This window comes from Tenuifilum thalassicum (assembly GCF_013265555.1).
Classification (GTDB): Bacteria; Bacteroidota; Bacteroidia; order Bacteroidales; family Tenuifilaceae; genus Tenuifilum; species Tenuifilum thalassicum.
In genome coordinates this window covers 2,922,900-2,934,693 of sequence record NZ_CP041345.1, presented here as the reverse complement: position 1 = coordinate 2,934,693, position 11,794 = coordinate 2,922,900, and the positions used below count along the sequence as shown (strand labels likewise).

Genomic DNA, 11,794 nt, shown 5'->3' with positions numbered 1-11,794 from the left:
GTTAAATTAATCTTTGTGCAATACTATCCTTTGTCGGCTTCATATTTTTAAAATCGAAATTGGTAATTAGTACCAACCCTGGACTTTTCCCTTTCTCAATGCTACCAAGTTTAGAGTTAAACCCAAGGGCTTTAGCACCATTAATAGTAGCCCAGGAGAGAGCTGTTTCGAAATCAATGTCGTTAAAATTATCTAAAATGATATTGATTTGGTTTAACATGGAGAGCGATGTTGCTGATGCAAGGCTATCTGTTCCTATTGCGATATTTACCTTTAAATCTTTAAACTTGCTAAGTTTTGGTAGTGTTTTCTCTATTATCTGGTTTGACTCTGGACAAGTAACTAATGTAAGGTTACTGTACTGTTCCGATAACAGCTTAATTTCATCAGCTTGAGAAAATGTGTTGTGAATAAGAAGAAGTTTAACGTGTGGAGGAATGTTATTAATTACAATTTGAGCTGGAGTTAGATTGTTTGGAACCTCAAAATTAATTTTAGAACCCTTGTATCTATTATAAAGTGGCCCGCTGCCACTTTCTAAGAATTCGTATTCTGCCTTACTTTCGCCATAATGAATACTTGCCCTTTTTATTTCCTCTGATTTTAAATGATTATGGATGTGATTCCAAAGTGGTTTCGAAAGTGAATAGGTAGAATGTGGGGTTAAGCTACTTTGCTTTGGGAAGTGTTTTTTGAATTGATTGAGCACCCTTATGCCATTTTCAAAAGTATTTTGTGCTACTGCAGGGTCAATTCCAAAAAGTTCAACGAAATTGAAAAACTCAATTTTAGATTCCAACTTATGCGGAAGCGTATCGGTTGTATTACAAATATCTCCAATTGCAGATGTTCCCGCTTGATATGCTTCCTTAAGAGAGTCTTCAATACATTTATGGATGAACTCATCCGAAACCTTACGTTGATTAGTAACGGCTTCAATAAAACCCGCTATGCCTGGTTTATCGGGTTTCATTCCCTTAAGGTGCGACAGCTCAAGATGGCAATGTGTATTGACAAAGCCTGGTACAATCACTCCATTAAAGAACTGTGTGGAATGAATTTCCTGAAAGTTACCACCCTGTTCAAAGATGTTTGTTATTTGGCCATTTTCATCAACCTCAATAACACCATTTTTAATTGGAGCGGAAGTGACAGGAAATATATAGTTTGCGGCAAAGCGCTTCATCGTTCATCAACTTTTTTTAACTTTTTAAGTGGTTTTAACTTGCCTTTATTAAGAGGCAAGGGGGTTTCTTTAATTTTTTCCTTAGTTGGCGTGTAAGTTACCATGATGTTTTCAAACTTAGCACTTCTTTTAAAGGAACTGTTTCCGTTACCAGTATCGTAAAGCCAACCTTTAAGGTGAGTTACCTGTTTGTTTTTTAATACAAACTGGTAGGTAAAGTGGTGCTTCTTGCCGTCTTTTTTATATACAAAGGTCTTTGGGTTTTCTCTAACACCGGTTGGGGTATTGTTGTTGTAATAGAAGAAAATATAATGCCTAGCATCAATGGCCTCATCGTCGGGGAATATTTGTGCATCAAACGATATGGTATATATACCAAGACTAGGTGTTGGGATATCAAAGCCTAGCGAAGGATTATTTGAATAATCAATCGCCATATTCCATGAGGTTTTTAAAGGCCATAGGTTAGCAGAACTATTAACTAAAGTTTCGGTTTCGTGGTTTAATGTATCCTTTGCTTGTAATAATTTATCCTTTTGAATTGTTAGCTGCATTATCACATTATCATATATTCTATCTAGTACTTCTGTTTTTTTAGAGTAAAAAATTATTGAGCTATCAAATTGTTCAGCAGTGTAGCCATATTTCTCTAGGATGGGTTCGTAATAGCCAATTGTATCGATTCTGTACAAAGAACTTTTTGAAGGAACACTGATTATCCCATCTGTTAGATAGATTTTGGTTAAAATGGTAACCATTTCCTTTTCTGGAATAATGCTTTTTTCTTTTTTACAAGTGACCGATACAAAGACAAGGATTGTTAGGACAATATATTTTGAAAATTTCATCATACCGAGAGTTTAAATTAACTTACAAATCTATTACATTTTTTCGTACCTATAATTAAAAAATAAAAAAGGGAGCAGGCTTGCTTCCTACTCCCTAATCTAAATTGTAAAATAACTATTTAAGTTTATCGAAATTGTAACCAAACATAACTTCGTGAGAACCAGAGTTGTATTTTCTAATGCCAAGTAAACTCCAGTCAAATGAGTAACCAATCATGTATTTCTTTTGCCAGGTAAAACCCACCATGATAGCAATGGCATCCTTGTATCGAACCGATAGGCCACTCCAAACATTATAATCTTTTTGAAGGTATGTGAATTTACCATTAACCTCAACCTGCATAGGATTTCCAAACATGTACTTTAAAAGAAGCGAAGTCTCAATTTCCATATTTCTATTCAGGGAGAGCCAGTAGCCACCACTAAGCATAATATGTTGTTTTAGACGATTTGGCTCAATGGGTTTAGGATAAAATTTTAAACGCTGTCCAAAAAGCTGATGCGCAGAAAGCCCAACATTAAAGCTGGTGCTGTAGAGATAGAATCCAATAGACGCATCAGGCGTTACTAATGTTTTAGTAGAGTTAATAATGGCAGGGTCGTATACAGGGTCAGCTTCTTCACCAAGTTTTAACTTGGTTCCATCTAACCTGTATAGCATCATACCAAAGGAGATACCTCCAGAAACTCTGATGTCGTCGGTTAGCATCATATTGTAGGCATAGGTACCCATAAAGTTGGTTTTAGCTGTAGGTCCCGTTACATCGTTTGTAATGTATGCCCCCCAACCCATGTCGTATTTGGTAAATGGACCATAAATGCTAGCGCTAACAGAAAATGGGGCGTCGTTAATGCCTACCCATTGGTTTCTATTATTTGCACGTACTTGGTAATGATTCAGAGTTCCAGCAATAGCTGGATTAAATAGATATGGGTTAAACATAAACTGGGTGTATTGGGGAATCTCTTGAGCAACTGTAGTGCTGGGTGTAAGAAGGCATAAGATTATGCCGACTATTGTGAATTTTTGAAGAATTGCTGTACTTAACGTTTTCATATCGGGTAATATTTTTGCCTTTACCTAACAATAGTTACTGAACCTGTAATTGGTTTCCAGTTAGCACCTTGTGCGTCTATGTTGTACTTAATCACATAGTAATAAGTACCAATTGGCATTTTCTTTCCACTATTTGATTTCCCATTCCATCCCTTTGCTGCATCATCGCCACGGGCCGACCAAACAAGTGATCCCCAGCGGTCGAAGATTTCGATAGAGAGGTCAGGGAACAGATAGCTCTTTGGAACACGCCAAATATCATTGATACCATCTCCATTGGGAGAGAACACATTTCCAATGGTTACATCATTTATAATCTTAGTATACAATCTGATTGAGTCGGTACAACCTTGTTCGGTAGTTGCAATAACATCAACAAGAATGTATTCATTAGTACGTTTAGTTACCGGATCTTGAATCTGAACAATACGATTTTGAGGAATTTTACTCTTGATATCATCGTTAACCAGTATTCTTGAATTCCAACTTGTTGATGGCAAGAACATTTCTGCAGGTTTCCATTCAAAGGTTGTTGGGTATTCAACACTCTTGGTTATTACATCAATGTTGTACTCTTTTCCTAGAAGTATTGAAATAATTGTGTCTTGAACTGCAGAAACGTAAAGCGGTACTTGCAATCCAATTTCTGGTAGAACGTTTAGGTTGATAGTGTCAACTTCAACACAGGTGGGGGAACCTTGATTGTAAACCTTGAGTAGATAGGTTTTGCTTTCGGTTAGGGTGACAGAGAGCGTGTTATTATTTGATAATTGGTCTGTGTTTTCAAACCAGTAGTAATCAAATGTTAAACTTGGATCGCCGCCCGATACAGTACCAACAAGAGTAACCGGATTATTAAAGCATACCGTTGTATCGTTTCCTGCAACAGCTCTAAAATCGTAGAATGGTTCTCTACCAACAACAAATGTTGTATCGTACTGACAATTTGCAGTATCGGTAATTCTAAGGGTGTAGTTTCCTGCTGTTAAATTTGTTATGGAAGTACCTGTTTCGGTTCTGTTAATCCATTCAAATGTAAGGTCTGTAAAGTCACCAGAACCTCCAGTGCTATTTGTAAGCGTGATACTTCCTTTATCGGTACCATTTATTTCCCGACAATAAGCAAGTTCAATGTTAGCATCTACACGCAGCATGTCTGGCCCATTGATTTTGAATGTATCGACCTTAGTACATCCGTAGGAGTCGGTTACCTCAACCCAGTACTTTCCAACAATGAGGTTAGAGATATCCTTGGTGGTTTCGCCATTTGACCACAAGTAGGTGTAATCGGGGGTTCCACCTGTGACATCAATGGTAAGAACACCATCAGGAGTGTTAGGACAAGCTAGTGTGTCGTCGGGTGATGTTCGAGAGATCATTATCTGAGAAGGTTCGTTAATGGTTATGTCTGGATTAGTGATGCTTGCAGTACAACCATTATCATCGGTAACCGATATGGTGTATGTTCCTGCAGGTAAACCAGTAAATAATCCAGAATTATTCGAGTGGTTTTCTGGTCCTGTTATTGTGTAGGTTAATGCACCTGATCCACCCGATGCATAAATGGAGATTTCTCCAATTGTATCGCCATGACAGGTAACATCTACGGTTTTAACTGAATCAAGAACAACAGGAGCAGGATTGTTGAAAGTTACATCCGAAATCTCAACGTAGCAACCATGTGAATCTTCAATCCTAAAGGTGTATGTTCCTGGTAGCACAGTTGATGCAACTGTGTCGGTTACTGGACCAAAGTTGGTTGTTCCATCGGTCCAACTTATGTTATAAAGAGAATCGGTCCCTGTTATTATAACTGGAGTACCACCATCTACCTTAAATGTTGCAACGCCATCGCTTGAGTTGTTACATAAAGGATCTTGAACGTTAAGAAGGGTAGCAACTAGCGGGGCGGGTTCTATAACATCAACCTGATAGGTTGGATAGGTGTAAGAATTAGCATCAGTTATTGTTATGATGTATGTGTCGCCAGGTAAACCAGTAACGTTAAAAGAGAATGTGCCAGGGGTTGTTTCACCTAAGTCGTTTACTGTGAATGGTGTACCACCAAGGTTTGTACATGTTACAGTAAATGGTGAAACGCCTCCAGTAATATCAATTGTTATGGTTCCATCGCTATCTCCTGAGCAAGTTACATCGGTTGAAGTCACTGTAATGTTAGCACCAAGAATTATATCGTTGGTTTCTACATTACATCCATTAGCATCAGTTACCCTAACACGATAGGTGCCTGTTGGTAATCCAGTAAAATCACCTGTTCCATTAGTTTGGATAACAGAGTTGTTTTCAAGCAGATCGTATGTTAAAGCGCCTGTTCCACCACTAGCAGTTACATGAATCTCATCGGGTTGAATAACTGTAACATCAGTGATAACAAGTTCTGCAGGTTCTGAGATAGTTACAAGCTGAGTTTGAGGGCAGTTATTAGCATCATTTACAGAAATGATGTAATCGCCTGCAGCCAAACCAGTAAATGCATTGTTTGGACTGTAGGATGCACCACCATCAATTGAGTATTGAAGAGGAGGTGTTCCTCCGGAGGCAACAATCTGTAGACTTCCGTTGCTATCACCGTAACATGGTGAAACATCAGTAATAATGACATTATCGATAGATATTGTTGAGGGTGATGTTAAAGTGATAGGCGCTGACGATACAGGACCACAACCATTGTCGTCGGTTACATCTACAGTGTATGTTCCTGAACCTAAACCATTGAATACCCCAGTTGTGTTGGATATACCACCAGGTGTTAGTGTGTAGGTTAGGGTGCCAGTTCCTCCGCTAGCAACAACAGTAATGCTTCCGGGAGAGGAACAAGTTGGGTCAACAGATGTAATATTATCGATATTAATTGCACTTGGTTCTGTAACATCGGCATTAGCGCTTGCCATACATCCATTTGCATCCATTACCTCAACCAAGTAAGTTTTTGCCGTTAGTCCAGTAAAGTTTCCGTTTGCTTGCCATGCACCGCCGTCAATTCTATATTGCAATGGGTCAACTCCGCCTGTTGCAGTAGCTGCTATCTCGCCATTTGCCTGTCCGTTACATTGAATATTAGTTGTTGAAACGCTTAGGTTAATAGGAGCAGGCTCATTTATAGTGATGTCTTGGGAATAGGTACAGCCATTTGCATCGCGGACAATAACAGTATAAACACCACCATTTAGACCATTTTTAATATTTGAAGGTTCATAGTTGCTTCCTCCATCGTATGAGTATTCATATGGAGGAGTACCACCAGAAGCAGTAATTGAAATTTGGCCGCTTGCATCGCCATTACAAACCAAATCGACAGTGGTGTAAGTGTAAGTTAGTTGTAACGGTTCGTTAATTGTATAAGGCCCACCAGTAATTGGCCCACAACTATTGGCATCATTAATTTCAACAGTATAGGTTCCAGCAGAGAGACCAGTAAACGATCCGGTATTATTTGAAGCAACCTCGTTTGATCCTGCATCAAGAAGACGGTAGGTGAGAGGTGCGTTACCACCAATTGCTTCAACTGTTATAGTACCATCATTTGCACCAAAACAGGTAATGTTAGTTGAACTTTCTGTGTTTATTGTAAGCAATGCTGGTTCAATAATATCAACAGGTGCTGAAACTATTGTTACGCAACCATTGTTGTCTTGAACTGCAGGTGTATATGAACCAGGAGTGAGGGAAGTGAAACTTCCAGTAGTATTTCCAAATGGAGCACCACCTGTTATGCTATAGCTATATGGAGGTGTTCCTCCGTCGGCTGCAAGTGTTATTGTACCGTCGTTAGCACCATTACATGTTATGTCGGTTTTATCGAGAGTGCTAAAGTAAAGTGCTGGAGGCTGGTTAATGGTGAAATCTTGTGTAAGGATACAGCCATTTGCATCACGTACATACATGGTGTAATTACCAGCCGTTAGGCTGTTAAATGTTCCTGAACCGAAGAAGTTAGTGCCATCAATTGAGTACTCAAGAGCACCAGTTCCGCCGCTTGCTGTTGCTGTTACATCGCCATCGGAACCTCCAAAGCAGGTTACATCGTTAGTGGTAAGGTTATCCATTACAATTGCTGGAGGTCCACTTATGTTAGCTGGTTGTGTAACAATACAGCCATTTGCATCACGAACGTAAACAGTATAAGAACCAACCCCAACGTTAAAGGTGTATGTTGTTGGATAAAAGTCGATACCATCTATTGAAACCTCTTTTAATCCAGTACCACCTGACACACCTGTTACTTTTATGGTTCCGTTAGTATTATACCAGCAACCAGTAACGTCGGTAGTTTGAACTGAGAAAGTGATAGGAGTAGGTTCATTAATATAGATTGGATTGCCGTTATTGGCCACAGAAATACAGCCATGAGAGTCTTTAACTCTAATGGTGTAGGGATTAGTTGGCCCGCCAGGTAAATTCTCAAAAACAGGACTTGTTTCCCATACAGCAGGGTCATAAATAGAGTACTCGTAACCCGAGCCAGAACCACCAGCTACATTACTGATTGTTATTTTACCTGAATTATCGCCATTACATGTTGTAACCTGTGTGATTTCGTAGGTAAAGGAAATGGCCGAAGGTTCAACGAGTTGTACGGTTGTTGGCCAGGTTTCTGTACATCCATTAACATCACGAACTACAATATCGTAATATCCTTCGCCAACTGTGAACACATTGCTTGCCTGGAAGTTCGCACCATTGTCAATTGAGTATTCTAGAGGCGGAGTACCTCCAGTGGCTGTTATGGTAATAGTTCCATCTGCAGAACCCGCACATGATATTGGAGTTGTTGTAACATCGGTTATTTTGATTGAGTCGGGACCGCTAACAACTATATCCTCGGTATATGCAGGACATCCATTTACGTCGGTAATTTCAACTGTATAGGTTCCTTGACCAAGACTGTTGAAGATTGCGGTAGCAGGATGAGCAGGGGTTTGGGTTCCTAAATTTGTTGAGCCTTGGTATAGCGTATAGGTATAGTCTGGAGTTCCCCCATTTCCTAGTACCTCAATTGAACCATTGGTGTTTGTTGCGCAAGTGGTTACATCGGTAACGGTTTTTGAAGCAAGCCCAATAGCTGCAGGTTCCGATAGGGTAATGCTTCCTATTGTTTGGCATCCTGCTGCATCAGTAACGGTCACGTTATATGGAGTACCTGCTGCAAGACCAGTAGCTGTTTGTCCGGTTTGAACAGGAGATGTATTCCAACTATATGTGTACCCTGGCGTACCGCCTGAAACGTTTACGGTTGCTTGTCCATCGGTATAGCCATTACAGGTTGGATCGGTTGTTGTGAAACCATCAATTACAAGGTTTGCACCAACAGTAATTTGAACCACATTGCTTGGTGAATCGGTACAAGGACCACTATTAACCAATCGTCTGAACCATGTTGTTTGTGTTAATGCACCTGGTTGATAGTTAATGTCTGTCGCGCCAGCAATATCTGTGAATGGTCCGCCAGCACCAGTAGTACTGCTCTGCCACTGATAAGTATAACTTCCATCCCCGCCAGTTGGGGTTGAGCCGTCAAGTTGTGCTGGTGTATTGTTATAGCAAATAGACTGGTCGGCACTAATGGTGTTATTATCAATTGCGGGTAGAACTGTTATGGCAACAACATTACTAATATCAACACATGAACTAGATGTAACAACTCGGCGGTACCATGTATCTGCAGTTAATGCAGGTGGAGAGTAGTTTTGAGAAGTTGCACCAGCAATGTTACTAAAAGGACCAGTTGGCCCAGTAGTGCTAATTTGCCAACGATATGTGAAAGAGCCAGAACCTCCTCCTGGAACGGGGCCAGTTAGCTGAGCTGGGGCAGAATTGTAACAGATAGTTTGGTCGCTGGCTATTGTGTTGCCTGTTATTTCTGGAATAATGGTTATGGTAGTAGTGTTAGAATAAACAGTTCCGCATGTGTTGGTTTCCACTCTTCTATAGCATCTGGTTTCTGTTTGTCCAGCAGGTGGGTCATAGGTTTCGCCAGTTTCTCCTGCTATAGTTGTCCAAGCACCAGCGCAGTCTGACTGGTATTCCCAGGAGTATGCCCAAGTTCCATCTCCACCATTAGGAAGCGTAGTGCTATTTATTGGAGCAGGATCGCCATTGAAGCAGAGTGTTTGGTCACCATCAATTGTACCTGGGGTTAAATCAGGGTAAACGGTTACCGTAACCTCGTTTGAGTATGCTGTTCCACAGCTATTGGTTGCAACCCGTCGGTAAGTCCTAGTGGTTGTTTGACCAGCAGGAATATCATAGGTTAAACTATTAACACCCAGGGAAATCCATGGACCTCCTTCGTTGTACTCCCAATCATAAGTCCAAGCTCCGCTTCCACCAGAAGGAGAAACAACATCAGTGAATGGATCGGGATCACCATTATAGCATACTGGTGAAGGTGTGCTAATTTGTCCACCATCTACTGCATTGGATACAGTAACAGTTACAACATTTGAATATTTAGTACCGCAAGAGTTTGTAGCACCTCTTCTGAACGAAGTTGTTTGAGTGATGCCAGCAGGTGGATCGTAGGTGAGCCCTGTTTCTCCAGCAATTGTAGTCCAACCCGTTCCAGTATCCTCTTCCCAGAAATATGTAAATGGTCCATTTCCACCACTTGGGTCGGTAGTGCTAGTGAGAACAGCAGGATCGTCGCCTGGGCAAACGGTTTGGTCGGTTGCAATAGTACCACCGTCGATATCGGAATAAATCGTTATGGTAACCGTGTTTGAATAAACTGTTCCGCAGCTGTTAGTGGCAACTCTGCGATAACACCTTGTTTCTGTTTGGTTTGCAGGTGGATCGTAGGTGAGTCCAGTTTCTCCAGGAATAGTGATCCAAGGACCAGCACAGTTCGACTGATATTCCCAGCTGTAGGTCCAAGGTCCGTTTCCGCCTGAAGGATCAACAGTGCTAGTAATTGGGTCGGGATCGGAATCATAGCAAAGAGATTGATCGCCAGCTATTGTACCTCCATCCATTTGGGGGTAAACGGTTACGGTTATTACATTTGAGTAGGCCGATCCACAAGCATTGGTTGCTTGTCTGCGGTATTGTGTAGTTTGTGTTATTCCTGCAGGTACATCGTAGGTTGGGCTATTAGCACCAGCAATAACGTTCCATGCACCAGAGCCAACCTTTTCTTCCCATTGGTAGGTCCAAGCTCCATTACCACCCGATGGTGAAACATCATCGGTGAATGGATCGGGATCGCCATTATAGCATACACTTTGGTCAGAGCCTATAGTACCCCCATCAACAGCATCAAAAACGGTAACGGTGAGCTCGTTTGAATATACCACACCACAAAGGTTGGTTGCTTCTCGCCGATACATTGTTGTTTGGGTTAAACCAGCCGGCACATCGTAAGTTAATCCCGTTTCGCCAGCTATGTTTGTCCAGCTACCCGCACCAACCTTTTCTTGCCATTGGTAGGTGAAGGTTCCATCTCCACCTGAGGCTGAGGCATCGTTATTGAATGCTGCTGGGTCGCCAGAATAACAGATAGATTGGTCGGAGCTAATACTACCACCATCAAGTGCTGCATAAACAGTAACAGTTATGGTGTTTGAGTAAACGGTTCCACAGCCATTAGTAGCTGCTCTCCTATATTGTGTTGTTTGTGTAAGCCCAGCGGGTACGTCATAGGTTAAACCAGTTGCGCCTGTAATGTCGGTCCAGCTACCTGCACCAACCTTTTCTTGCCATTGGTAGGTCCATGCACCATCACCACCGGTTGGAGAAGTAATATCTGTGAAAGCTGCTGGGTCGCCATTGTAACAAATAGTCTGGTCAGAGCCAATTGTGCCTCCATCCAGCTGGTCGTATACCAGTACAGTTGTTTGGGCTGAGTTTACACAACCATTACCATCGGTAACGGTTACTGTATAGTCTCCTGAGTTATCTGGTGTTACATTGGTTATGGATGGGTTTTGGTCGGTCGAGCTAAATGGGGTTGTAGAGGTGCTGGTCCAGCTGTAGGATACCATACCATTGGGTGTTGAGGTTAGGTTAAGTGTCCCATTGTAGCATGTGGGGCCATCGTTGCTTGCTGTAACATTAGGTAATGGATTAGCAGTAATAGATATAGAATTTGATAGTCTTGAACAACCTGTTGTTGTAAGGGTTACCCTTGCCCTGTACGACCCACTTTGTGTTGCAGAATATTGATAGCTTGTTTCACCGCTTATGTCGGCACCGTCTTTTGTCCATTGAAATGCATAATTGGCTTCGCTATATGCTTCTAATAGTGCAGAACCACCCTCGCAGAATGTTGTGGGATCTGCAGTTGAAATACTAGCAGTAGGTGATTGAAGAAGATCAATTGTGATATTATCAGAGGCTACATTTGCCCCTAAATCAGTAACCTCGCAATTAAACGAATAGGAACCAGCGGATGAGGATGTGTTTAGTACTGCAATGTTGCCAGGAGGGATTATTGACAAAACGCTAACATCTCCAGTCCAATTATAGGTGTATGAGTTAGGATCACCAACACCATTTTGCGTGTCAACGGTAAGAACAAAGGTTGAACCCTGGCAGGTTTGCGTTTGACCACCTGTAGTTTGAATAGTTACCGTAAATTGTCCTTTTGCAATGTTTGATGCAAACATCAAGGCCATCAATAGCAAAAGTGATGTTCGAAGAACTCTGCTGGCTATATCTTGTGCTTTCATAAGCTTATATTTTTCA

4 protein-coding genes are annotated in these 11,794 nt (G+C 41.3%); all 4 read right to left on the bottom strand.

The window, feature by feature from the left end; translation table 11 throughout:
- Window position 1: 1 nt before the first annotated feature.
- Entirely contained in the window at window positions 2–1,186 is a 1,185-nt protein-coding gene (locus FHG85_RS12170) for an amidohydrolase family protein (RefSeq protein WP_173076285.1), read from the bottom strand.
- Window positions 1,183–2,037: a DUF4296 domain-containing protein gene (locus FHG85_RS12165; protein WP_173076283.1), complete on the bottom strand. Its 855-nt coding sequence runs from the start codon at window positions 2,035–2,037 to the stop codon at window positions 1,183–1,185. Before FHG85_RS12165 ends, FHG85_RS12170 begins: the two co-directional genes overlap by 4 nt.
- 112 nt (window positions 2,038–2,149) lie before the next feature.
- On the bottom strand, window positions 2,150–3,091 hold the full coding sequence (locus tag FHG85_RS12160) for a PorP/SprF family type IX secretion system membrane protein (RefSeq protein WP_173076281.1): 942 nt from the start codon (window positions 3,089–3,091) through the stop codon (window positions 2,150–2,152).
- A 20-nt stretch (window positions 3,092–3,111) separates the two neighbouring features.
- Window positions 3,112–11,778: a T9SS type B sorting domain-containing protein gene (locus tag FHG85_RS12155; protein WP_173076279.1), complete on the bottom strand. Its 8,667-nt coding sequence runs from the start codon at window positions 11,776–11,778 to the stop codon at window positions 3,112–3,114.
- Window positions 11,779–11,794: the final 16 nt, after the last annotated feature.